Annotated in this window: 19 protein-coding genes; 11 read left to right on the top strand and 8 right to left on the bottom strand. The window is 48.2% G+C overall.

The features are described 5' to 3' along the window. Positions 1 to 342: 342 nt before the first annotated feature. From QN395_RS09315 to QN395_RS09300, 4 genes are all read left to right on the top strand, one after another. Positions 343 to 720, top strand: a complete 378-nt coding sequence (locus tag QN395_RS09315) for a flagellar protein FlaG (RefSeq protein ID WP_322120464.1) — start codon at positions 343 to 345, stop codon at positions 718 to 720. Between the two features lie 376 nt (positions 721 to 1,096). After that, the gene (locus QN395_RS09310; protein ID WP_322120465.1) at positions 1,097 to 2,620 is read left to right on the top strand and encodes a pyridoxal phosphate-dependent decarboxylase family protein; all 1,524 of its coding nucleotides are present in this window, start codon (positions 1,097 to 1,099) and stop codon (positions 2,618 to 2,620) included. A gap of 45 nt (positions 2,621 to 2,665) precedes the next feature. Then, positions 2,666 to 3,937, top strand: coding sequence for a RimK family alpha-L-glutamate ligase (locus QN395_RS09305; protein ID WP_322120466.1), 1,272 nt, complete (start codon positions 2,666 to 2,668; stop codon positions 3,935 to 3,937). 31 nt (positions 3,938 to 3,968) lie between these two features. After that, a complete protein-coding gene (locus QN395_RS09300) occupies positions 3,969 to 5,720 on the top strand; it encodes a hypothetical protein (RefSeq protein WP_322120467.1) in 1,752 nt (583 codons plus the stop codon). A 175-nt stretch (positions 5,721 to 5,895) separates the two neighbouring features. Here the strand turns inward: QN395_RS09300 and QN395_RS09295 are convergent, their stop codons facing one another. The 3 genes from QN395_RS09295 to QN395_RS09285 form a co-directional block, all read right to left on the bottom strand. Next, positions 5,896 to 6,834, bottom strand: a complete 939-nt coding sequence (locus tag QN395_RS09295) for a transglutaminase family protein (RefSeq protein ID WP_322120468.1) — start codon at positions 6,832 to 6,834, stop codon at positions 5,896 to 5,898. Then, positions 6,831 to 9,554: a circularly permuted type 2 ATP-grasp protein gene (locus tag QN395_RS09290; RefSeq protein WP_323491909.1), complete on the bottom strand. Its 2,724-nt coding sequence runs from the start codon at positions 9,552 to 9,554 to the stop codon at positions 6,831 to 6,833. Before QN395_RS09290 ends, QN395_RS09295 begins: the two co-directional genes overlap by 4 nt. A gap of 460 nt (positions 9,555 to 10,014) precedes the next feature. Continuing rightward, positions 10,015 to 13,578, bottom strand: coding sequence for a transglutaminase family protein (locus tag QN395_RS09285; protein WP_323491908.1), 3,564 nt, complete (start codon positions 13,576 to 13,578; stop codon positions 10,015 to 10,017). Between the two features lie 403 nt (positions 13,579 to 13,981). On the opposite strand from QN395_RS09285, the gene QN395_RS09280 reads away from it, so the two are divergent. Further along, the gene (locus QN395_RS09280) at positions 13,982 to 15,265 is read left to right on the top strand and encodes a hypothetical protein (RefSeq protein ID WP_323491907.1); all 1,284 of its coding nucleotides are present in this window, start codon (positions 13,982 to 13,984) and stop codon (positions 15,263 to 15,265) included. Between the two features lie 76 nt (positions 15,266 to 15,341). Here QN395_RS09280 and QN395_RS09275 read toward each other — a convergent pair whose 3' ends face one another. Further along, entirely contained in the window at positions 15,342 to 17,075 is a 1,734-nt protein-coding gene (locus QN395_RS09275; protein ID WP_323491906.1) for an alkaline phosphatase D family protein, read from the bottom strand. Between the two features lie 350 nt (positions 17,076 to 17,425). Between QN395_RS09275 and QN395_RS09270 the strand changes: the two genes are divergently transcribed. Beyond that, positions 17,426 to 18,172, top strand: a complete 747-nt coding sequence (locus QN395_RS09270) for an acetoacetate decarboxylase (RefSeq protein WP_322120473.1) — start codon at positions 17,426 to 17,428, stop codon at positions 18,170 to 18,172. Between the two features lie 10 nt (positions 18,173 to 18,182). Beyond that, entirely contained in the window at positions 18,183 to 18,965 is a 783-nt protein-coding gene (locus QN395_RS09265; protein ID WP_322120474.1) for a 3-hydroxybutyrate dehydrogenase, read from the top strand. A gap of 423 nt (positions 18,966 to 19,388) precedes the next feature. Here QN395_RS09265 and QN395_RS09260 read toward each other — a convergent pair whose 3' ends face one another. Next, a complete protein-coding gene (locus QN395_RS09260) occupies positions 19,389 to 20,393 on the bottom strand; it encodes a MerR family transcriptional regulator (protein WP_323491905.1) in 1,005 nt (334 codons plus the stop codon). A gap of 359 nt (positions 20,394 to 20,752) precedes the next feature. On the opposite strand from QN395_RS09260, the gene QN395_RS09255 reads away from it, so the two are divergent. The 4 genes from QN395_RS09255 to QN395_RS09240 all read left to right on the top strand — a co-directional run bounded on the left by QN395_RS09255 (position 20,753) and on the right by QN395_RS09240 (position 23,672). Further along, the gene (locus QN395_RS09255) at positions 20,753 to 21,064 is read left to right on the top strand and encodes a high-potential iron-sulfur protein (protein WP_322120476.1); all 312 of its coding nucleotides are present in this window, start codon (positions 20,753 to 20,755) and stop codon (positions 21,062 to 21,064) included. Between the two features lie 151 nt (positions 21,065 to 21,215). Then, complete coding sequence (locus QN395_RS09250) at positions 21,216 to 21,920, top strand: SDR family NAD(P)-dependent oxidoreductase (RefSeq protein WP_322120477.1); 705 nt, start codon at positions 21,216 to 21,218, stop codon at positions 21,918 to 21,920. 426 nt (positions 21,921 to 22,346) lie between these two features. Then, positions 22,347 to 22,904: a fasciclin domain-containing protein gene (locus QN395_RS09245; protein ID WP_416200131.1), complete on the top strand. Its 558-nt coding sequence runs from the start codon at positions 22,347 to 22,349 to the stop codon at positions 22,902 to 22,904. A gap of 291 nt (positions 22,905 to 23,195) precedes the next feature. Continuing rightward, the gene (locus QN395_RS09240; protein ID WP_322120478.1) at positions 23,196 to 23,672 is read left to right on the top strand and encodes a hypothetical protein; all 477 of its coding nucleotides are present in this window, start codon (positions 23,196 to 23,198) and stop codon (positions 23,670 to 23,672) included. 274 nt (positions 23,673 to 23,946) lie between these two features. On the opposite strand, the gene QN395_RS09235 is transcribed toward QN395_RS09240, so the two are convergent. From QN395_RS09235 to QN395_RS09225, 3 genes are all read right to left on the bottom strand, one after another. Beyond that, complete coding sequence (locus tag QN395_RS09235) at positions 23,947 to 24,288, bottom strand: hypothetical protein (protein WP_322120479.1); 342 nt, start codon at positions 24,286 to 24,288, stop codon at positions 23,947 to 23,949. Positions 24,289 to 24,642: 354 nt separating this feature from the next. After that, entirely contained in the window at positions 24,643 to 25,020 is a 378-nt protein-coding gene (locus QN395_RS09230) for a hypothetical protein (protein ID WP_322120480.1), read from the bottom strand. Between the two features lie 201 nt (positions 25,021 to 25,221). After that, entirely contained in the window at positions 25,222 to 25,770 is a 549-nt protein-coding gene (locus QN395_RS09225; protein WP_322120481.1) for a thymidine kinase, read from the bottom strand. Positions 25,771 to 25,790: the final 20 nt, after the last annotated feature.

Below are 25,790 nucleotides of genomic sequence, written 5' to 3'. Positions count from 1 at the left end.
CCATACATTTACAAGCACGTAAGCCGATTTTTTAAAAAATGACGGGGAGTATATTCATATCAGCATGGTAATCGATTTGTAAAATCACAAAATCAGATTGCAAACCCGAAAACTAGCACGCTAGATTCTGCACGGCATCGCTGAGTAGACAATATTTTGCTTAGACCTAAAAATAAGCTCAACTTTTCGGAAAACTGACCGATAAACCTAGTAATCCATCATTCCATCCTAAGCTAGAAAATTGCGTTTTGTAGGGACGAAGTTGCATTGATGTAGCAAATGAAGTGGCGCATACAGCGGCACAAATCAGGTTTGTAGTATTTATTTAGTATTGGAAATGATATGAGTATCAGTCAAATAACAGGTAGCGGCAACGCCGTCTCCAGTGCGCCTGTGCCAGTGCTACAAACCGTTGCACCTGCTGCAAAATCTGCAAATGCCACGACTGTCGCCGCGACCAGCAGCACCGACAATCAAGCCGCCTCCACCGCGCCGGTCAGTAACGCGGAGCTGAAAAAATCGGTTGATGCGATTAATAACTTTATCAACTCTGACAATAGTGTCAATTTCAGTATTGATAATGACTCTGGAAAAGTCGTCATCAAGATCGTTGATTCTCAAACCAACACGGTATTACGACAAATTCCGTCAGTAGAAGTATTGGCAGTGGCAAAAGATCTGGCTAAATTGCAGGGACTCTTAATCAACGATAAAGCGTAAACCAGCGCTAAACATCCGCCCCCTCACAAACGCTAGGATCAACGCTAGCACCAACGCAAGCCTAAACCTTGTCGGCTAAACCTACAACACGAAACCGCCTACACTAAACAGCCTGCCACGCGCAGGCTGGTTCAAAAGCTGATTTGCACCTGGCAACAACTCTCCCACCATCCTCTTCTGCCGTATTTTCTGTTGATTTTTGATTTGAGCTTAGAAAAAGCACTTATTCTTTGCTTGGACTTTTCTATTTTGATTGATAATTAAATCTAGATTTCCATTGGAACAGCGCATGCCGTCTAAGTTTTTGCGAACTGGTAGCAGCCTAATGGAAAATCTGAGTTAAAACTAAGTTCCGACCTCACAACTGAGAAAAAGCATGCAAAAGATGTCTGCAGATTCGCTTGATCTACCCGATTCGCTTGACCCTGCTGATCCGCTTGCGTGGCAAGAATTCCGTTCGCAAGCGCACCGCATGCTGGACGATATTTTGGGTTATGCAGAGCACATCCGCGATCGCCCGGTCTGGCAGCCAATTCCAGCAGCGACGCGTGAGCAGTTTCGGCAAAACTTGCCGGTGCATGGCAGCGAACTGACCGATGTACACCAAACGTTTATGCAAAATGTACTGCCCTATGCAGTGGGCAATACGCATCCCGGCTTTATGGGTTGGGTACATGGTGGTGGCACACCGGTAGGAACGGTAGCAGAAATGTTAGCCGCCGGCCTTAACGCCAATCTCGGTGGCCGCGACCAGATACCGCTGGAAGTAGAACGCCAGGTTGTGCAGTGGATGCGCGAATTATTCAGCTTCCCAGATACCGCCAGCGGCTTATTTGTCACTGGTACCTCAATGGCAAATTTGATTGCGGTGCTCGTCGCCAGAACTGGTGTACTGGGCACGGAGATTCGTCATACGGGCATCGCTGCCAGCCCGAAACGTCTGGTTGCCTACACGTCTGCAGGGGCGCATGGTTGCATCGCGCAAGCCATGGATTTGTCTGGTCTTGGCATGAACGCTTTGCGACAAATACCGATGAACGCCGATTTTCAATGTGATATTGCCGCGCTAAAAACCGCCATTGCAGCTGATCGCCAGGCCGGATTCACTCCGTTTTTTATTGCTGGTACTGCAGGTACCGTCGATGTTGGTGCGGTGGATGATTTAGTAGCACTGGCCGATCTCGCACAAAGCGAAAATCTTTGGTTCCACGTCGATGGTGCCTATGGTGCGCTGGCGATGTTGGCCCCCGATATTGCTCCGCGATTGACGGGAATACAGCGCGCAGATTCGATCGCATTTGATTTCCACAAGTGGGGGCAAGTGCCGTATGACGCCGGTTTTATTCTGGTGCGTGACGGTGCGGCGCACTACGATACCTTCGCCACGCCAGCCAGTTATTTGCGACGCGAAGCCAAAGGCATGGCGGCAGGTTCGCCCTGGCCTTGTGATTTTGGTCCTGATTTATCACGTGGATTCAGGGCACTTAAAACCTGGTTCACGATTCAAGTGTACGGCGCAGAGCGACTAGGTCAGGTGATTTCTACCACCTGTAAATTAGCGCAGTATATGCGGCAGCAGATAGAAGCCAAGCCGGGGCTAGAACTACTAGCCCCGGTGTCGTTGAATATTGTTTGTTTTCGCTACCACGGTGCTAAGCTTGATCTCGATGTGGCAGACGGAAGTAATACCGACAAAAGTAATATTGATCAGATTAATGCGAAGATTGTCGTTGCCATCCAGGAGTCCGGCATTGCAGCGCCTTCCACCACCATCATCAACGGCCAACTGGCCATCCGCGCAGCGATTGTTAATCATCGCACTCGTGAAATAGATGTCGATGCACTCATCACAGCAGCGATACGGTTTGGTAACTCACTTGCAGCATCTAACGCGAATTAATACCACTAAATACTCTCTAATTTTGAATCAGATCAGCGAAAAATTATGACAACTCCCGACACAGACAACGCAGCAAATGGAGCTGGCGCACCGGCGCCACAAGAGGACAGCCAACATACATTTATCGGTCTGGCGCCGCTAATGCGATTAGCGTTTTCTGGCGTGGATTTAAAGCCTTTTGGCGCAGAGCTGATTGAGTATGCGACCAAGCATCCGAATGATGGCAATGTAATGATGGACCTGGCGACTTTGCTGCTCTTGATTGGTCATAGTGAACCAGCATTAGCAACCCAAATGGAGGCGCTAAAAATACAGCAACTGTATTCTGTGCCGACCACGGCTGTTCCAAAAATCCGTTTACTGGCACTGATGGCCGCAGGTGATTTAATGGCGAATACGCCGCTAGAATTTTTATTAGAAAACGCCGATATCGCGCTGGATTTACTCTACGTTGGCGATGGTATCCCTGCCCTGCCCGCCTTGCCTGAGCATGATGTGATGTTTGTCGCCGTGGGTGAGTCGGATGATAACCACGCGCTGTTAGAAGCATTAGAAGATATCGTCCAAGATTGGCCTCGACCTGTGCTGAACATGCCCGGACGGATTGCACATTTGGGGCGCGACAATGCCTGTGCCTTATTACAATCGGCAGACGGCGTTGTGATGCCAACCTCAGTGCGGATAGACCGCAAAACTCTACGTAAGATCGCCAATGAAGAACTGACCATCACCAGTCTGCTGTCCGATGGTGATTTCCCCATTATTGTGCGTCCAGTGGGATCGCATGCCGGTCAGGGCTTAGAAAAAATTACGTCTCCCAGCGCCATCGCCGATTATCTGATGGGCATGCTCAGCGATGAATTTTATATCGCTCGTTTTGTCGATTATCGCAGTGAGGATGGATTTTTTAGAAAATACAGAATCATGCTGATCGATGGTCAACCATTCATTTCTCACATGGGAATTTCTTCTCATTGGATGATCCATTATCTGAATGCAGGTATGGCGGATAGCCCGGAAAAACGGGCGGAAGAAGAACGCTTTATGGCCAGTTTTCAGTTTGATTTTGTGCCGCGTCATCAAGCTGCTTTTAGAGCGATTAGCGAGCGCATAGGTCTGGATTATGTCGGCATTGATTGCGGAGAAACCAGTGACGGACAGTTACTGATTTTTGAAGTGGATAGCGACATGATTGTGCACTCGATGGACCCGGTTGATTTGTATCCGTACAAACAGCCGCAGATGCAAAAATTGTTTACCGCGTTCCGGTCTATGGTTGCTAAAACTGCGGCGCTTGCGCCCCAGCAAAGTTCATGACCATCATGGATGCTAAATGAATACTCAATGAATGATTCCATCTATTGCCATTAAACCCAAGAATCTGGCAGCAGTTGCTGAACAGATTCTTGCACCTGCCAAGTTGCCACCAACCGAGCAACTTTTACGGGATGGCGGCGATGCGCGGATTGCAATCGCAGTGGGGCAAGATGAGGATGGTATGTCCAACAAATATGGCTGCCAATCGTTGCCCAATGATGCACTGCTGGCGTATGGCTCGTCGACTGCGTCGACTATTTCCACCCACGCTTTTGCAGCGGCAAATAGCTTAAGGCAACAACTGCTTGTGGCGTTAAATACTGAAACACCCCAGATTATTTACCAGCATGAACTTGATCGTGTACGGCAAGAATTAAATCACTTATGTGAGCTTGATAAAGTATCCGGTACCGATTTAATCTTTGCCGCTTCGGGCACCGATTTACATTTAATTGCAGCTCAGCTTGTTGCCCAACGAGCGCGGCAGAATAGAGAAACGAATAAAGAAAAGAATAAAGAAAAAAGCGAAGACCTCAGCAAAACAGCATCGCTGCTCGTAATCATGATGGAGGCGGAAGAAACCGGTAGCGGCGTACCGATGGCAGTTGCGGGCAGGCACTTTAGTAGCCGCTCTGCCTTGGGCGAATCGGTCACGGTCGGCACCAGTATTATTGCTAATGCTGTTACCGATGCTGTCGTTGAAACTGATGTTCAGATTGAAGTCGTCACGGTAGCCATCCGCTTGTCCGACGGCACACCGAGAGCCACCGACGAGGTGGATGCCGAGGTTGCGTCCTTCGCCAATAATGCCGTAACGCGCGGTCAACAAGTCTTATTGACCTTGGTTGATGTCACCAAAACCGGAATGATAGCGCCCTCGATTGCCTGCGCGCAGCAACTAAGCCACCGCTTACCTGATACGGTGACGGTGTTAGTGGATGCTTGCCAGTTCAGATTATCGAACGCGAGCTTGCATGGCTATTTGTCACATCATTTTATGGTGGCATTGACCGGCTCTAAATTTTTAACCGGGCCCACATTTTCTGGTGTGCTGATGATCCCACCAGATATCGCACAAAGCTTACGCCGAATCAGCATGCCGCCGGCCTTACAGCCATATTCTTGTCGCGCAGACTGGCCGCAGGATTGGGCAGCGGCAGATGCGTTGGCGCATGTGGCCAACTTTGGATTATTGCTGCGCTGGGAGGCGGCGCTGGAGGAGTTACGCGCATTTCGGGCGGTACCTGAGACAGCGATTGTCCAATTTTTAGAACAGTTCTCAGCGGCATTTGCAGACTATCTGGAGAAGCATCCGGAGCTGCAAAGTGTGCCAGTACCGCGATTGGACAGACAAGCGTTGAACGTTGAAGTAAGCTGGGATCAACAAAAGACTATTTTCCCTTTTTTGCTTTGTGCCTCTGCAACGCCGGATCATCGCGACCATCCAACACCATTGAGTCGGGAACAAACGATGCAGGTATACCGGCTGTTACTACCTGATTTGAGCGGGCGTTCTGATTTGGGATTTGGCGACGCGCCTGGTGGCGAATTTCTTGAAGAATTTGGTAAAGTAGTAGCATTGCGGTGCCAGCTGGGACAACCGGTTTTATGTGGTCAGCGGGCTGGATTACCCGTCAGTGCTTTGCGCCTGTGCGCCAGCGCCAGGTTGATTGTGGAAGCGACAGCCAATCAAGGCCAACAAGCATCACAGGTCATTGCGAAGGCATTGGCGGTTTTAGATAAAACAATCGTATTGATCCAGCATGTCAGCCAGCGGAGTTAAATCAGCTTGATTCAACGTCATTCCCGCCAAACACATAAGATGTACCAATCATATACTCCCCATTATTTTTTATAAATAATGCTGATTGTCCAATGATTACTTGGACGACCCATATATACATCCTACCAGTATAATAAAATATCGAGCTTAATCTGAGCAATGTGCTGAGCGTTCCTTACGCTGGCAAGGCTTCTGCAAATTCTTCGTTGAGCGGTATGACGGTGACATTGACTTGTAGTTCTTGACCGTTACCGCCCAGCACCAGACCGCGCATCGGTGTGACATCGCTAAAATCCCGCCCCCAGCCCAAGGTGATATGTTCGCGCTGAACCAGGCAGTGGTTGGTGGGATCGAAATCAATCCAGCCCAGTCCCGGGCAAAATAAAGATACCCAGGCATGCGATGCGTCGGCACCGATCAGTCTTGCTTGTCCGGCAGGCGGGTGCGTGAGAATGTAGCCACTGATGTAGCGGGCTGGCAAACCCAGACTGCGCAAACAACCGATCATTAAATGCGCAAAATCCTGGCATACGCCACGCCGCCATTCCAGCAATTCTTCTAAGGTTGTGGAGATCTCAGTAGCTTTGTCGTCGAACTCAAAATCGTCAAAAATACGCCGCGTTAAATCCATTGCCGCATCCAGCAATGGCCTGCCCGGGGTAAAACTGACGCGCGCATATTGCGCCAGCAAATCGCCACAACTGATATGCGGCGAGGCATATAAATAGCGGCAAATTTCTAAGGTTGCCGGGCTGCGGACTTGCAGCATCATGTCGCGTAAATGCTCCCACGCCATGGTGCCTCTGATCTGACTAAGATCGCGGCGCGGGCTGAGCGCAACTACAGATTCTGCATGTACCAGCAAGGTTTTATGCGGCACCGTAATTGTCACGTGACGGGTGCCGTTACCAAAATAATCAACACCATCGACCCCGTCATCTTCGCCTGGGTCCATCACGATCTGATGGAACTCTGTCTGTTGGTACGCAAAGTCCCGCGGTGTCATGTGCAAAAACTGCTGAGATAAGGTGACCAGGCTTGGGTAGGTGTAACGGGTCTCATGCACTACACGGTAGCGCACTGGGGCACTATTATTGTCGACTAAAGTATTCATGCTGCTTGGGACTTTGTTTGCTGATCGCCGGTGTAACTAAAAAATTGTGCGCTGATCTGTTCTGATATGGCTTCGCTGGCGATTTTGATGCGATATAAGAGGTCGATCAAATGCGCGTTACCACAATATAAATCCGTCTCTGGCACCAACGCGATTAATTCTTCTCTGATGGGTGCAAACTGTTCCGCACCACAGGGACCATATGTGACGGCTAATTTTCTGAGGCTTTTTAAAATTCCCTCTACCTGGTAAACAATAGAACGCGGATTGCTGTCATCCAGAACTAGCAAATCGAGTACAGGCAACCACTCCGGTTGCGACTGATAGCGGGCGTTGTAGCTGACGGTACTGTCTGACAATTCCAATACCCAGTCGAGATCGCCATTGACATCCATCACCAAGGCGCGTTGCAAAACGATGGTCTGAAATTGTAGGCGCTCCAGACGCCGGCCAACCGACATAAAGCGCCAGCCCAAATCACGGTTCATACCATCGAGGGCGAAACCGACCATGGTCATCGAGGTGGCTGCGGCGTCATCCAGTATGCTCATGACTTCGGCTTGGGATAGAGTTTGTCGAGTTTGTGGTGTCTGCGCTTCGGTACTGGTACGTTGCACCATACGGTTGAGTGCGCGCCAGTTATCGACGGATAAACGTTCACGCAATTTACTGGCGATGTCGTACAGTTGTTGCTGTTGTCGTGCCAAGCCGGTGGCGTTTGGCGAGACCACGCCGAGCAGCATTTCGGCTTCGATCTCAGCATCCGTTAACACCATGTCTGCGGTGGGTTTTAGTACCAGAGTTTGGTTTTGGTTTTGGTTTTGCGTTTGGTTTACATATTGGCTTTGCGACTGACCCTGACCTTGAGATTGGCTTTGTGCCTGACTTTTGTCTTGGTCTTGAGTCAGCGTTTGGCTCAGTGCGTGAACTACTGCGGGGGTGCCTCCCGGCGGCACTTCTTTGACTTTGACTGGCTTGAGATTAATCAGTTGAAACCATGCACACAAGGCTTTCACCGCAGGCCATTCTGCACCGCGATCCTCTAACAAAATATTGAATAAAAAATTCAGCGACACACGCGTCAGTCGAGCCACATTATCGCAACGCTCTGCATTACGACCAAACCAAAATAAGTTCTCGGCCATGCGGCTGGATAAATGTGTATCGTCACGAATCAGATCACGACTAGTGGTAGTGCGCTTTAATAAATGATGGGTATCGATATGGGCATTGGCCTGCACCCAAGTGTCTTTACTACTGCCACCGCGCTGCATGGCAATCACGCGCGCATCGGGGCCAGTTGCCACGCGGGTCAAACCGCCCGGCATGACAACATATCCCTTAGGTGTGGCGCAGGCATAGACCCGCAAGCCGACGGCGCTGGCGCTTAAGCTGTCTGGCGTGCCTAGCTTCCAGACCGGGGCTTGGGATAGTCGTACCAATTCTTGTGCTATATAATTTTTAGGATTGGCGCGCATTTTTGCGATAAATGCGGTCCGCGCTTCACCTTTCAGATCTTGTCCAAAGACAGGGAATTCACGCAACTGCGGGAAGCTCGGTTTGATCACCAGTTGGTCGAGTCTAGTGATGGCTTCTTCCAGCGCAGCAGGTTCACCACACCACCAGGTGGCGACCGATGGCATCTTGAGCGGCGCACCTAATAAATGTTCGCAAAGCGAGGGCAAAAAGCCGAGTAAGGCGCCTGATTCCAGCAAGTTAGAGCCCAAGCTATTGGCGATCAATACATTGCCACGGCGTGCGACTTCCGTGAGTCCGGCCACACCCAAGGCAGAATCGGTACGTAGTTCTAAAGGGTCGCAAAAATCATCATCGACCCGGCGCATAATCACATGCACCCTTTGCATGCCGGACAAAGTTTTAAGCCAGACCATGCCATTGCGCACGGTCAGATCGCTACCTTCTACCAGCGGCAAACCCAGATAGCGCGCCAGATAGGTTTGCTCATAATAAGTTTCGTTATACGGCCCCGGTGTGAGCAGCACAATCAGTGGCGGTTCGCTGTCGCGCAGAGGTGCAGCATTTGGGGTGTTGGCGGCGCACTGGCGTCCCCAATGGGCGAGACTGTCGCGCATGGTGCTAAAAAATCCTGCCAGATTTTGTACTTTCAGGTCCCGCAATAAATCAGGGAAAACCCGCGCCATCACGGCACGATTTTCTAAAGCATAACCGGCACCGGATGGCGCCTGGGTTCGGTCGCCCACCACCCACCAGCGGCCATTCGGCGCGCGGGCAATATCCACTGCATAAAAATGCAACGCAACGCCATCTCGATGACGCATGCCATGGCAAGGTCGTAAAAATCCGGCATGGCCATGAATTAATGCTGGCGGCAATAAACCTTGAGCGAGCAATTTTTGGTCGCCGTACACATCCAACAAAATGCGGTTGAGTAAAGTGGCGCGCTGGATAATTCCGGCCTCAATCCCGGCCCATTCGTCTTGCGGCAGTATCAGCGGAAGTGCGTTTAAGTCCCAAGGGCGTTGCATGCCTTTGGCATCGGCATAGACGTTGTAAGTGACACCGTTTTCGCGTACCTGACGCTGCACTGTTTCGATGCGCTGACGCATCATATCGGGCGGCTCTGCCGATAAACTATCCAGCAAAATTCGCCAATGCGCGCGCGGCTGGTGGGTACTATCCAGCATTTCATCAAAACTACCTTGTGCTACAGGATAGTTCGCAAGCAGTTGACTCGACATAAGACTAATGATTTCTTTCAGAGATCAAGCGCAGACGGTATTGATCTGTGCTTCCTTATTACTAAATTGCTTAATTACTGAATTACTTAGCTACTTAAATTACCTATTTGCTGATTTTGGCGAACGCTACTCACCATCTACCATCTGCAACGCATTCATTTTTTTGAATACGGGAGAACAAAAGTTGAGATGCCGGGGGCGCTGAAAATTACCTCTAAATTCTGCACGTAGCAATATACCCCCCCCAATTTTATTCAAAATGACCATATAGACCAATGATTACCTGGACAACTAAATATACTTACTATCAGTATTTAATTTAACTTTAGTCCAGGTTAACAAGTGCAGAAACATATTATGTTGTTGTTCGCCCTGATATCTTGTTTATTCCCTGCACTATTCAGCCAAGTCGGAGAACGTAGATTCGCTCTACTCTCTCCGACAGCGCTCCGGCTAGCCCTTAGTATACCTGCCAACGTAAATCCAGCGTCATTGGGAAGCTAGGATTGAGATCTTCTTTGTGGACAAACATCGGTCCCGGTGTATGCCCGTGCGACCAAAACCGCGCAAAACGGCGTGCCTCTGCGGCATTGGCATTCACCGGCGAACTGGATTCGCTGCGACCACCGGGGTGCGATACATGATAAGTACAGCCACCAATCGCACGACCGCTCCAGGTATCCACCAGATCAAACGTCAGCGGCGCCTGAATTTTGATTGTGGGATGCAATGCCGACCAAGGGCTCCAGGCACGGAAGCGGACGCCTGCAACGTATTCGCCCGGGATACCGGTCGGATGCAGCGGCAACATGCGACCGTTACAGGCAATCGTATGACGCCTAGCCGTTAAGCCGCGAACTAATAACTGCATCCGTTCGACGGAAGAATCTACATAACGAGCAGTGCCGCCGCCGGTCATTTCCTCGCCCAGCACATTCCAAGGCTCAATTGCCTGACGCAATTCCATCTCGACACCTTCGTACACCACGGTACCAAAACGCGGGAAGCGAAATTCAATAAACGGATCAAACCAATGCTCTTCAAACGCATAACCGGAAGCGCGCAAATCCTTCACGACATCACGGATGTCCTGCGCCACAAAATGCGGCAGCATCCAGCGATCATGCAAAGACGTTCCCCAATGAACCAGCTTGGCTTGATAAGGCTGACGCCAAAAACGTGCGACCAGTGCGCGCAGCAGCAGCATTTGTAGCAGGCTCATGCGCTCGTGCGGCGGCATTTCAAACGCGCGGAATTCGACCAAGCCTAAACGGCCGGTGGGACCATCGGGCGAATACAGTTTGTCGATAGAAAATTCGGAGCGATGCGTATTCCCGGTCAAATCCACCAGCAAATTACGCAGCAAGCGATCGACCATCCAAGGCTTATCGCCCGGATGCATGGTCGGCAGTACCTGATCCATTTGCTGGAAGGCGATTGCCAGCTCATACAAGTTGTCGTCACGCGCTTCATCCACCCGAGGCGCCTGACTGGTCGGACCGATAAACGTACCTGAAAATAAATACGACAAGGCAGGATGATTTTGCCAGTAGGTGATTAAACTCTTCAACAAATCTGGCCGACGCAACATCGGACTGTCTTCTGGGGTGGCACCGCCAAGCGTGGCGTGATTGCCACCGCCAGTGCCGGTGTGGCGACCATCGACCATAAATTTTTCTGTACCCAAACGCGTCAGACGCGCTTCTTGGTACAGCGTAGACATGTTGTAGACCAGCTCATTCCAGCTTGCGGCCGGATGAATATTGACTTCAATCACACCCGGATCGGGCGTCACGCTGAGTAATTTGATACGAGGGTCGCGTGGCGGCGGATAACCTTCAATCCAGAGTTTTAACTTCAGCTTGGCGGCGGTGTATTCGACCACATTGACCAAGGCCAGATAATCTTCTATCCGCTTTACCGGCGGCATAAAAATATGCAAACGGCCGTCACGTACCTGCACGCATAAAGCGGTGTGGATGACATCACGCGGCTCTGTCACAGATTTGTTTAAGCTCGCCGCTGGCGAAACTGGTTTGGCGGGTGTAGAAGAAGTGGCAGGAGATTTCCCCATTAAAGCAGCGACGGCGGCCGGCGTTGCTCCCGCCGAGGTTGCAGCCGCTACCACTGCGGCATGTGCTGCCATCGCGGCTGTCAGCGGTGCCAGGCTGGCACCGCTCGCGGCTGTTTTAGTTGAAGAAACAATTGTTGGCACTGATGGAGCAGGCTTGGTTTTGTCAGCAGCAACACTGGCATTTGTTGCACTATTAGCACCGTTGATGGTCACTGGTTTGTCGTCTTTGGCAGAAGGCAAAGGCGTGCGCGGGGAGAATGGATCTACATCAAATTCATGGATTTCTTTTTCTGGCTGCACCCAAGGTAATGCATTCAGCGGCAGGCGCAAACCCATCGGAGAATCACCATCGATCAGATATAAATGTTCGCGCTTAATTGGCCACGGCGAGGTACGCCAGGCAACCCCCAAAGAGATGCTCGGATCGGTGTCTTTTGGCTTTAGTGGCAATACATAACCAACCACCTCGCCAAGGCCGTGCTCCAGCAAACGCGCTAAGCGCCGACGTTCTTCTGGCGCTTTTAAATCAGCTTTCAGCGGATCTAAATTGACGGGCAAACCCTGTTCGCGCTGCGCCTGTTGCATCACATCTTCGTAGGCTGGGATCTGGCTACCCTCTGGCAGTGACAGCGCTTTAACCAGCGCCGTCATAAACAGATATGCTTCGGCATTGGTATACCCATCGGCTTTTTTCTCATCCGAGAATAAGCTGGCGTCCAGCCACATCGGCTGACCGTCAATCCGCCAATAAATATTTAAAGCCCAGCGCGGTAAAGGCTCACCCGGATACCATTTTCCCTGACCGTAGTGCAGCATGCCGCCAGGCGCGAAATGGTTTTTTAGCCTGTGCATCAGCTCGCCGGCCAATTCCCGTTTTTTATCACCATGCGCCAGCGTATTCCACTGAGCACCATCCATATCATCAATCGAGACAAAGGTTGGCTCGCCGCCTTGCGTCAGCCGTACATCTTGTCGTTTTAAATCTGCATCGACTTGCTGGCCGATCAGATCAATCGCCTTCCAGTCGGCGTCGGAATACGGCTTGGTCACGCGCGGATCTTCATGGATGCGGGTAATCGTCATCTCATGGTGGAAAGTCACTTCGGCCTTATCGGTAAAGCCCGTCACTGGTGCCGCAGAAGAGGGCAACGCCGTACACGCCAATGGAATATGCCCTTCACTGGCCAGCATGCCGGAGGTCGGATCTAAACCAATCCAGCCGGCACCCGGGATATACACTTCCGCCCACGCATGTAAATCGGTGAAATCGACGGTGGTACCGCTAGGGCCATCTAATGCCTCCTGATCAGCGGTAAGCTGGATTAAATAGCCCGATACAAAGCGCGCCGCTAAACCCATCTGACGCAAAATTTGCACCAATAACCAACCACTGTCACGGCAAGAACCGGAGCGATTGGTTAAGGTTTCTTCCGGCGTCTGTACGCCTGGCTCCATCCTGAGCAAATATCCGATATCGCCTTGCAAACGCTGATTGATGGCAACCAGAAAATCATTGGTCAGCAAATCTTTTTTCAGAATCGCAGTACGTGCGTCCTCCACCCATTTGGTCTGCAATTCACCCGGTTTTTCGGTCAGCAAATAAGGGCTAAGTTCTGCGCTCAATTGCGCAGGGTAGCTAAAAGGAAAATGCTCGGCGTATTTCTCCACAAAAAAGTCAAAAGGATTAATCACCGTCATATCGGCAACCAGATCGACAGTAAATTCCAGCACATCCGATTTTTCAGGAAAAACAAACCGACCGATGTAATTACCGTAGGGGTCTTGCTGCCAGTTGATGAAATGCTGTTCCGGCGCGACGGTCAGTGAGTAAGACAAAATTGGCGTACGTGCGTGAGGCGCTGGACGCAGGCGCACCTCATGCGGAGAAAGAGCAACCAGGCGGTCATAACGGTAGCTGGTTTTGTGATGCAATGCGACACGGATAGCCATTCGATATTGCCTTTCGATAAAGGTTAAAACAGCGCTAGAAAGCTGCGCCAAAACGCGTCAAAGTCGTTCTGTTTTCATAAAAGCAGGATTCATGCCCATATAAAACACGATAAAACTTAAAAAGGCTGCCTGTTTAACCCAGATTTTCCACTGGATCGCCAAATACACATTTGCCGCGATCCCAAAGGACAATCAAGCTTAAATTTGAATGATACGCCAGCGATGTGTCATTGGCACGACTGACGAGCGTTGCTCTAAAGCATGTGGCGGATAAAATACATGAAAAGAAACTTTTTGATAGCTTTTCAGCACTAACAGGTAGAGCACTAATCAAAAAAATGGGGAAGACATTATTTTTTGAACGGTGCACCTAGTTGCGTTTCTACGAAGTGATCGCGGTTCAATGGAAAATCTCGTTCAAATACGTGTATTTTCCAACGCCAGAATACGATATGCTTTAAATGAATCGAACAAGTTTATTCGGCAAAAATTTATACGACTTCTACCCTTATTCATCATGCGCCCTTTCCCATATAGGTTTTATTTATTATCCGCACTAACTTGCGTTGTTAGTGGCTGCGGCGGTGGCGGCTCTGCTACTACATCCGGATCTACTTCTGCTGTGGCTCCGGCGATACCGTTTTCTGTACCTGCGACGCTGGCTCAAAAAATGGGAAAGCCAACACAATTTTTGGTTGGGCTTGGCTCGGGCATGTCGACCACAGATATCAAAGCACAGTCAATCACACCCGATATTTATGATCAGTATTTGGTTGGCGTCGGTAATACCGCATGGCCTAGCTGGAATGTGCCTAGCGGTGCATATGTCGGTATCACGGCAACTAATGCAAAAAATATTGGTGCTGTGCCGATGTTTACTTTGTATCAGATGGCACAAAATGGAGATGGCAATTTATCTGGTTTGACGGATGCCAACTTTATGACGAAATATTGGGCGCAGACAAAATTACTGTTTACTGAATTAAAGAAATTTGATGGTCCAGCCTTGGTCAATTTAGAGCCCGATTTTTGGGGTTATGTGCAAAGCCAGGCGCCTGGTGGCGACCCGACCAAACTCTCGGCACAAGTGACAATTATGTCTGAATGCTCTGCACTGACAAATGACGCTGTTGGTATTGCTGGCTGCATGTTAACGCTTGCGCGTCTATATGCGCCAAAGGCGTTGGTCGGTTTTCCGGTATCGATCTTTGGTCGTAAAGAAGCGGATGTAGCGCAATTTATGACTAAGATAGGTGCAGCAAAAGCAGATTTCATTGTGGAACAAACGATAGACCGTGATGCGGGTTGCTATGAGGTGTTGCCATCGCCAAGCGAGTGCAATCATTCAACTGCGGCACTGTATTGGGACGAGTCGAATTTGACCTCGCCCAACTTCCATGACTACCTGAGTGGAGTCTCGATTATCCAGCAAGGTATCGGCGGCTTACCTGTGTTGTGGTGGCAAATGCCGATGGGCGTGCCTTCGGCTACACCTGGCGGTACGCCTGGGCATTACCGCGATAATCGTGTGCATTACATACTGACTCACCCGGCAGAATTTACCAAAGTTGGCGGCGTTGGTGTTGTATTTAGTGCAAGTGCTCCCAATCAGACGACGATCCTTACCGATGGCGGACAATTCCAGAATTTGTGGAAAGCGTATATCAAAACGCCGGCAGCGCTTTAGCTTTTAGATCGGCTAATCAGTGCAGGTGAAACAGCGTTGCTGCCACCTGCACTATTATACAATTTAAGCTGCCGTATTAACCCGCATAAGTCAGAGTATCGGTCGATGTAGTGTAAGTCGAGCTAGTGACCGAACTGACGTAAATATAATCCCCTTTTGCCACGTTCTGATTGACGGTAATCAACATATAACCACGGCGTGAGGTATCAATATAGTTGATGTCATCGACCAGCGCTTTGATCGTACCAGCCAAGGTGGCTGGCGGCACTACTGCTGGCGGGAAAACGCCCTCAAATCCTGATGAAGTCACCGACATCCCGGCAAACTCTGCGCCGACTTGCGTGCCATCCGGCAAAGTTAATTTATTTAACCAAGCGTTGTGACTATCGCCGGATAACACCAAAAACTTCTTATTCGCTGCTTTGAGTTTGTTGGCAGACGTGAACAGTGCATCGCGGGCGTTGGGATAGCCTTCCCAATTATCAAAATTGTAGGAAATTTTTGGATTTTTACTCAAATCCAGCAAATCCTTTTGCGCTTGAGTTTGCAATGCAACTGGCGTCGCTTTTGCTGTCAAATAAGCCGTCACAGATGCTGCACTCAGATTCGTCGACAGCACAGATGCGGGCAATTGAATACGGCCCATCACCGTTTGATTGCCCAGCACTTGCCAAGTCGCTTTGGATGCAGTCATTTGGGTGTCCAACCAAGCTTGCTGAGTTGCACCCATCAACTGCTTATTCTTGTTGAAGGCATACGGCAAAAACGCCGGATCAGCGATGTCACGACCAGATGCATCATTAGTTCGGTCTGGCTGGTGCTCACGACCGATGATGCGGGTATCCAGCATATGTAGCGACAATAAATTACCAAAATCAAATGAGCGATAGATCTTTAACAAATTGGTCGGATCCGATGTACGGATGGGCATCCATTCGTGATAAACCTGGCTCGCTACAGCTTTGCGCGCCGCCCATGGTCCTTGCGTGACTGGGTCATGATTTTCTGCGCCATCCATATACGCGTTATTGGCAAACTCGTGGTCATCCCAAATCGCAATCATAGGCATGCGGGCATGCAGTGCTTTGACATACGGATCGGCTTTATGTAAGGCATGACGGGCACGATAATCGGCGAGGGTGACGACCTCATTCGCAGGTGCAGAAATACGCGCCGTAACCGCAGTGGCAGCCGGTGGATAAACGCCATCTTTGTATTCGTAAATATAGTCGCCTAGGTGCAAAGAAAATTGCGCGCCAGATGAGATTGCGGAGTCATACGCATTGAAATAACCGGCAGGATAATCACTGCAAGAGAATACGGCTAGCTTGACTTCTGACACGTTCCCGACAGGCAAAGTGCGGGTACGCCCAACTGCCGATACGCTGTTATTGGCGGCGATAAAACGGTAATAATATTCTGTGTTAGGGCTGAGTCCGGTCGCATCAACTTTTGCGGTAAAGCCCGTATCTTTTGTCGTGGTTGTTTTACCGGAAGAAACGATGGTAGAAAACGTCGCATCCGTCGCCACTTGCCATTGCAAATCCACCGATGCGTCGGTAGATACTTTTGCATAGGTCCATAAAATTACCCGGTCAGATAACGGATCGCCGCTGGCAATGCCGTAGTTGAATGATGCCTGCTCTAAATTAACATCCGCATTAGAGCCGCCGCAAGCAGTCAATACACCGCCAGAGGCGACTACTGCTGCGACGGATGACATTTTAATGACGAAGCCACGACGGCTCAGATTTTTTGGTGACTCTGTGTTTTGTATAAGCGCGTCTTGCGTTGGCTCGTTGGTTTTCATCTTGGGTATCTCCTCAAAGGAGGCCGATTTTATTCACCGCTTATGTCAACGGTATGACGTCCAATACAAATTATGCCCAAACTGAGCATCCACTCTATAAGTAACATTTGTAAAATTAATGAACTGGATAATATGTGCTCTGTCGTACAGATGTAGCATATGAAATCAGCTTATAGTGATGTCTTCAGTTGGTAGACAGGCTTGATAAATAGCCGCCAATTTGGTTAACGATTTGGCCGACAATTCTGCTGACGAATTAGCTAAATCCTCTATAGGTTTTGTACTCAGTTTTGTACTAATTTTTGTAACAGCGTACGCTCTCTTCACTTACCACATCAAGGATTACGTTTATGACCGAAGATGAAATCCGTCGCAATGCGTTTGCGATGCCATATAGCAATTCTGCTTTCCCGCCTGGACCGTATCGCTTTACTGACCGCGAATTTTTAATCATCACCTATCGGACTGATCCCGAGCTTTTACAAAAAGTGATTCCGGCGCCGCTAAAGATGACGGAACCTATCGTCAAATTTGAATTTATCAACATGCCAGACTCCACTGGCTTTGGTCATTATTGTGAATCTGGACAAGTCATCCCCGTCACGCTGGACGGTGTGGAAGGCGGCTACGTTCACAGCATGTATCTCAATGATCATCCTCCGATTGCGGCTGGCCGCGAGTTGTGGGGCTTTCCAAAAAAACTGGGCGAACCAGAATTAAAAGTCCATAAAGATACGCTGGTCGGCACGCTGGATTACAGTGATGTTCGTGTTGCAACCGGTACGATGGGATTTAAGCACACCAAACTGGATGTGGAGGCGGTCAAAAAATCGATGGCAGCGCCCAGCTTTTTGCTTAAAATTATTCCCCACGTGGACGGCACACCTCGCATCTGCGAACTGGTGCAATATAGCTTGACCGATATCATCATCAAAGGCGCTTGGGGCGGACCCGGCGCATTAGATTTAAGTCCGCATGCACTGGCGCCAGTGGCAGCGCTGCCAGTGCTGGAAATACTATCTGCTGTCCATATTCTGGCCGACCTGACGCTGCCGTATGGCACCGTCGCGTACGACTATTTGCAACAATCCAAATAAGGGAAATCTCATGTTACTCAAAGATAAAGTCGCTCTGATCACTGGCGCTGCCAGCGGTATCGGTAAAGAAATCGCCATGGAATACGCTAAGCAAGGCGCGAAGATTGTAATCGCCGATATGGCATTGGATGCCGCCACCGCGACCGCCAAAGAAATCGAACAAGCAGGCGGTACTGCAATGGCCGTGGCGATGAACGTCACTGACGAAGCGCAAGTGGACAAAGGCGTAGCAGATGCTGTCGCCGCTTATGGCAGCGTGGATATCTTGATCAGCAATGCGGGTATACAAATCATCAGCCCTATCGTAGATCTGAGTTTGGATAATTGGAAGAAACTGATCGCTATTCATCTTGATGGCGCTTTCCTCACCACCCGCGCTTGCATGCGCGCGATGATCGCCAGCGGTAAAGGTGGCTCAGTCATTTATATGGGCTCGGTCCACTCGCACGAGGCGTCACCGTTGAAAGCACCTTACGTTGCGGCTAAACATGGTCTGGTTGGTCTGGCAAAAGTCGTTGCTAAAGAAGGTGCGAAAAATAACATCCGCGCCAATGTCATTTGCCCGGGATTTGTACGCACGCCATTGGTCGATAAACAAATTCCAGAACAAGCCAAAGAACTGGGCATTACCGAGGAAGAAGTGATTAAAAACGTGATGCTGAAAGAAACCGTCGATGGCGAATTTACAACGGTACAAGACGTTGCACAAACCGCGATATTCCTCGCCGCATTTGGTTCCAATGCGCTGACAGGTCAATCCATTACCGTCAGCCACGGCTGGCATATGCAATAACTGGTTTGATCACTCGTTCATGTAGATGAACTGAGCGCATCCAGGATTGAATCTTAGATTAACTAATTGATCGACTAATTGATCGACTAATTGATCGACCAAGTAGTAGCCTGAATTATTAGCTGAATGGCTGGACTTATTTTTAGATTTTTTGCAGATTGATTGAAGGGAATCTGTCTGCGAAATTTCTTTAAATAAGTCCAACATTTAGTCTGGGCTTCAACTGATAAATCAACATACTTACCTATAGTATATTTTAATCGTCCAATTATTCTTTGGACAATCGGCTTATTTAAATAAAAATATCGGGGAGTATATTTTTTCTGCAAGAATATTTAAATGTGCTACGCCCGTTTTTCAACGTTAGTAAAACTTTACGCAAAAGCGACGCTGCACCTAATAGCTCACCGCTCAATTCAATACTCAACTCACAGTCTCTTCCGTCACCCTTTTCATGCTCGGCGGCAATTCCAAACCCTCCGCAATTGCCACTCTTACTAAGGCATTTTCTAAAATCGCTCTGGCGTGTCCGGCAGTTTGTTGCAGATCACGATGTAGAGCGGCATCATCGGCATTGCGGTTGGCGCACTCGGCGCTGTAACGCTCAAAGCTGCCCAAACTGGTGACCAGCTCAACTAAATGACGTGGGCATTCGCAGTACACCAAGTTGGTCGCATTGGCCAACTCAGATAAGGCATGCTCGTCGAATCTTGGAGGTGGCGGGTCACCCAGTTCATTCGCCGGAGCGACGATTTTTTCCTCCGTCTGCGGCAATTTCAGTAGAGCGCGGCAAAGCGATTCAATCTCAATCGCGTCTGAAGGTGCGCGTGCGACTTCATGCCCGACCGACCGCAGGCGCCGGATCACCGCGCTCGGTGCAAAACGGTATAAAACGATCGCCTGGCTGGCACCAAACATTTTCTTGATACCCGCTACCGTGTCGAAAGTCGCCTCATTTAACAGCGGCAACTCAATCACGATGACATCCGCTCGCACGTTCTGCAAATTGGTGGTGGCATCGACTACATTGACGGCGCGTCCCACAACTCTGAGCGCGTTATCCGATAAGGTTTCTTCAAACCGACGAGATGACACCAGTGGACCGATCAATCCAACCCGCAACTCACGGGCAAGCTCACCAGCGAGTCGTGGCGGCGCTTCTAATGTTCTGGCGGCACTACGCATCGCGATCAAAGCATCGGTCGGTAGTGCAGCAATGGAACCGATTGAGTGCCCCATATCAACCAGTTGCTTGATCAAAGTGAGGCGTTTAATTTCTGTTGACGAATACAAACGCTGACCACGTTCACTCAGACGCGGACCAACCACGCTGTAGCGGCGCTCCCACACCCGCAAGGTTTCAACCGGCACACCAGCCAAACGAGCCGCTATACCGCTGCGGTAAGTCGCCGCATGTGGGTCATTCATATTATTTTCGGACGCCATAATTTTCCCAGTTCACGTTGAATCTAACTTCAGACAAATACACAGTAAATACTGCAATTGACACATCAATGAACCGATATTATCACAGTATATCGATTCAAGTTCTGGACATAAATCGGATAACAGCCTAAATTAGTAATACAAACCCAGTTCAATAAAATAGAAGTTTTTATCTCCGACTGGTAACACGGTGCAACGTAACGCTCACTTGAATTATTTTTTGATGATAAATTAGCGCATCAATTGATTGCTCATACTTAGCTTGCTGCCTCATTTATCGACTGTTCAATTGATTGATTTACTCAGTTATACACTTTTAGTCCCTTTTTAAAGGAAATACTATGACAACCCGCCGGCAGTTCATATTTACCACCATCCCTTCCACTGCAATTTTGTTAGGCACTGCAAATATTGCGTCAGCTCAAGCAGTCCATTTGGAAGAAAGCGATCCTATCGCGACCGCACTCGGTTACAAAAACGATGCGAGTAAAATCGATGCCAAAAAATATCCCAATAAAGTCGCCAACAGCAATTGCGCTGGCTGCCAATTATTCCAAGGTAAAAGTACCGATGCGTGGGCTGTGTGCGGTGCAGTCGGTGGCAAGCAGGTAAATGCCAAAGGCTGGTGCAGTGCATGGAATAAAAAAGCCTGATTAAGCCAAGTGACGATAATCACTGACATGTGACATTAATGCGTTCGGGGATCAAGGTTTTACCAATTTTGATCTCCGAACGTTGATTTCTGAATGTTGATTTCTGAACGTTGATCAGATCAACGAAAAAAGTCACTACAGACCCAAAATAATGATGAATTCATTTCCACAAGACAGCGTTTGTGTGGTGATTGGTGCGACCGGCGGCATTGGCAGCGCACTCCTGTCTGCATTAGAAAACAACGGCACTTTTAAAACAGTTATTGGCCTTAGCCGTAGCAGTTTTCCTGCACTAAATTTACTGGAAGAATCTTCGATTGCAAGCTGCGCGGAATACATCGCAAGCGTTGGCGTACCGCGCTTAATTATTGATGCAACAGGACTCTTGCAACGCGATGGAATGCAACCAGAAAAAAGCTGGCGACAACTAGATCCTGCACACATGATGGAATCATTTGCAATCAATGCGATTGGTCCCGCTTTGTTGATGAAGCACATACTCCCTCTACTGCCGCGCGAAGGCAAATCGGTATTCGCCACGTTGTCAGCCAAGGTCGGTAGCATTGGCGATAATCACTTAGGTGGCTGGTATAGTTATCGCGCCTCTAAAGCTGCTTTAAATCAACTCGTGCACACCGCGGCGATAGAATTAAATCGACGCCAGCCCGAAGCAATTTGCGTCGCGCTGCATCCGGGCACGGTACAAACATCTTTGTCATCGCCATTCAGTAAAACGGGGCTGGAGGTGCAAACGCCTTCCACCGCGGCGACACGTCTGCTCACAGTAATTGATCAACTTATGCCAGAAAATTCTGGGCAGTTTTTAGACTATCGCGGTGATTTTTTACCCTGGTAAAACTGAGAAATTTTTATCAAAAATAGGCTAAAAAAATGCACTTAGATTTTGTTTTTACGAATATATTTTTCTCAGCTAATTAAGGACAACTAGCGCTCAAATATCATCACAAATTTACGCTCTTTTAATTGAGATTAATTTCAGTTAATTCAATATACTCCCTATCAATTTTATAAAAAACCCTTCACTGTCCAAATAATACGTGGACAATTAATATATACTCTCTACTAGTATATCCATCAATAGATAGGAAATTCAAATGGATATTTTCTATCTTCAATAAAAAAACGACTGATTTTTATTAGAGTAACGATGCCGTTTTTTATAGAGTTAAATCACTTATTTTTTTATTTCTTGAATCCGATTGATCCTTGCTCGCGTAAATGATTAGGCAATCATGCACAAGTAATTCTTCAGGAGATAGACATGCGTAAATTTAGCCCAGCAATTCTGTTCGTAGCATCCATGATGACGTTCGGTGCCAGCTATGCTGCTGACATGACCGTGATGGTCGGTGGTCAAAGTATGCTTCCAAGTAAAGACATCGTTGACAATGCCGTCAACTCCGCAGATCACACAACATTAGTCGCGGCTGTCAAAGCAGCCGGCCTGGTCGATACACTGAAAAGCAAAGGTCCTTTCACCGTATTTGCACCAACCAATGCAGCCTTCGCCAAACTACCGGCAGGCACAGTAGAAACATTGGTCAAGCCAGAGAACAAAGCAACACTGACAAAAATTTTGACCTACCATGTGGTGCCAGGTAAGTATGATTTTATGGCGCTCGAACGCGAGATCACCAAGCAGTCCGGTAAAGCAACTTTGCCAACGGCAAGCGGTGGTAAATTGATGTTCACCATGAACGGAAAACACAATATTGCAGTCATGGATGAAAGCGGCAACACAGCCAATATCAGCACGTATGACGTGTATCAATCTAATGGCGTAATCAATGTGATTGATACAGTTTTAATGCCAAAATAATTGGTCAAATGCTGCGCTGATTTTTGACGCATTTGTTATTAATTTAGAGATCCTAGTAGTCGAATTTATTGCTTAGCGACTACTATGTTGCTCTCCTATGGTGTGTAGCGCGAACCATTCGCAGTACACACCATTTGCATTTTTATTGCGCGTCTCTTGTACAAATGCATCTAGGACTGAACTTTATGCAGTCTATTCATCTAACATAACAGAAGCAGCAATCGTTATTAGGTCAACGGATGTGTTTGGGTAACGTTGTATAGATATTGCCGCAAGGCGTATGAGGTAGAAATGATGAAAAAATTTATACTAGCGATGTCAGTAACGTCCATCATCGCAGCAACCGGATCTGCGTTTGCTGCGGACATCGGCGTCTCCATCAACATCGCGCAGCCAGGTATGTACGGTCGCATTGATATAGGCAGCGTACCAGGCCCACAAGTCGTTTACAGCAGGCCAACAGTGATCTATGCAGCACCCGTAGGTGTCGTTAGAGAACCAATGTACTTATACGTACCACCTGGACATCAAAAAAATTGGCGTAAATATTGCGGCAACTATAATGCCTGCGGCCAGCCAGTCTATTTTGTGCAAGAACGTTGGTACCGCGATGTCTATGTGCCGCGCTACAGAGAACATGAACACGGAAGAGACTACCGCGATGATCGCAGAGACTTTGATAGGGATCATGACCGGGGTCACGGCAAAGGCAGAGATGACGATCATGGCCGAGGAGATGACCATGGCAGAGGTCATAAAGATAATTAATTTGAAATTAATTTAAATTTGATTTGATATCGCTGGTCGGACAATTAAATATAATTGTCCGACTTTTTATTGTGCGAATTGCAGGCATTAAAAATCCCCCACGGCACTCAACATGCGATGAGGGATTTTTAATTAATCAGACAAGTTAGACTGAACACATATCTGAAATGAACTAAACCTGAAACGAACCGGCCGGGCTTACGTAAAATTGCTCTGAGAAGAAGATCAACTTAGGATGCATGACGCCGCTGGGACGTCTTTGCGTAAGCCCTGATTAAAAAACTTCAGCAAGCTCTTTCGTGACGGATGCTAACTGGAACGCCTTTAAGGCTTTCAACGCATCAGGTACGGCTTTGATGACTTGATTACCGTTGATCAGTTCAGAGATGTGGTGCTCCAGCGCCGCTGTATCTCTGTCAAGCTTGAAATGAGCTGGTCTGTCGGTTTGCATGATGCTCCAGCGCGCAACTGGTGCGTTACCAGTTTTATTTAACAGGGAGCGATCTGTGAGCCATTTTTCAAATGATCGTGTCGATAAATTTGCATCGATCCAAACCAGATTGTTGGATGACGCTGTATTTTGTCCAGAAGAGCGGATTAATAATTCGTAGATCATTTGTAAGTACTCCCTATTTATCGGAGCATTTCTGTTACAGAAATGTCTTATCCTCGTAGCTAAAAGCGTTTATCTCCCCATCTTGGTTGACAAGAATTTGGATTTTTTTTGGAATTCTCTGTAAAAACCCATTTTTTATGTAGTTTTGGCCTTGATTTAAACTTTTTTTGCAATTTTATTTGGTAATAAAATGTTATTTATGTAAATAGCAGTCTAAATAATATAAATATATAAATAAAAAATCCGGCGTTTAAAGCGCCGGATTTTTGTTGTGGACTGAGTTAAAAAGTCGCGTCTAATGCAATTTATTTAACAAAGTACACTTAGTAAAATACAAATACATTCTTGAACTAATTACTGAGCTGGTTTTGGTTTTACATCCTCAGTTTTTACGTCTTTCGCTTTGGCATGAGTTTTATGCTTAGGCTCAGATTGTTTAACCTCAGTTTTCGCATCTAACTTCTCTTCCGACGCTGGCGTTATTTTTGCAATCGGAGCAGATGCAGCTGGTGTCGTTGCACTCGCTGTTTTGCTAATGATATGGGTAGCAGAAGAAGCCGTAGCAGCTTTGCCAACGACTGGTGCTGTGGTGGTAGAGGCAGCGACTGAAGCACTAGCACTAGCAGAGGCCGATGCAGATGGCGCTACAGGTTTCGCTGTCGTAGTTGTTTGGGCGAACGCTGTACCCATGACGAAAGTAGTAGCGACGAGTGTGGTGATCAGCTTGTTCATGATTAATCCTGTTCTTGAGTGTGTTTGCCTTTATCGGCTTTTATTTACTTCACGTAGTCAATCTACGTATCTCTCAAACGCCACTCGCTTAGTTTCTGTTGACAGGTAAAGTGTTGCGAATTGTTACTGCGTATTTTTATTTCCGTTTGTATTTTTACGTATTACAGGAAATCGCACAGGCGCTAAGCAGAAGAAAATTTCTCAAGAATAAAAGCATTTTCCGCATACATGTTGATACCGTTCATTGCCACCAATCGCTACTTGCTCACCCGCTTTAACACGCTTGCCATTGGCATCCAGACGAATATTCATAGTGGCTTTTTTCCCGCACGCACAGATATTTTTTAGCTCTTCAATATCGTCGGCAAGTGTCAATAAATAAGCCGATCCAGGAAATGGCTCGCCCATAAAATCACTACGCAAACCGTAGCAAATTACCGGTACGCCTTTGACTTGTGCGAGCTGATGCAACTGACGTACCTGAGCCGCTGTTAAAAATTGTGCTTCGTCTACCAACACACAATTGACTTGCGGGATGGCTTGTAAAAAGTCGTAGTCGGCATCAAATATCTCCGCATCACGCTGCGGGCCTAAACGTGATGTCACTTTGCCCTGACCGTAACGATGATCAATTGCCGCCGTGTACAGACGCACTTTTTGTCCTTGCTCTTCATAGTTATGAGCGACTTGTAGCATGGCAGTAGATTTACCTGCGTTCATTGCTGAATATCTGAAATAAAGTTTTGCCATAAAATTTTTTAATTAATTGT

It is taken from the genome of Undibacterium sp. RTI2.2 (assembly GCF_035018705.1).
Lineage (GTDB): Bacteria > Pseudomonadota > Gammaproteobacteria > Burkholderiales > Burkholderiaceae_D > Undibacterium.
This window is presented reverse-complemented; position numbering and strand designations above follow the sequence as displayed.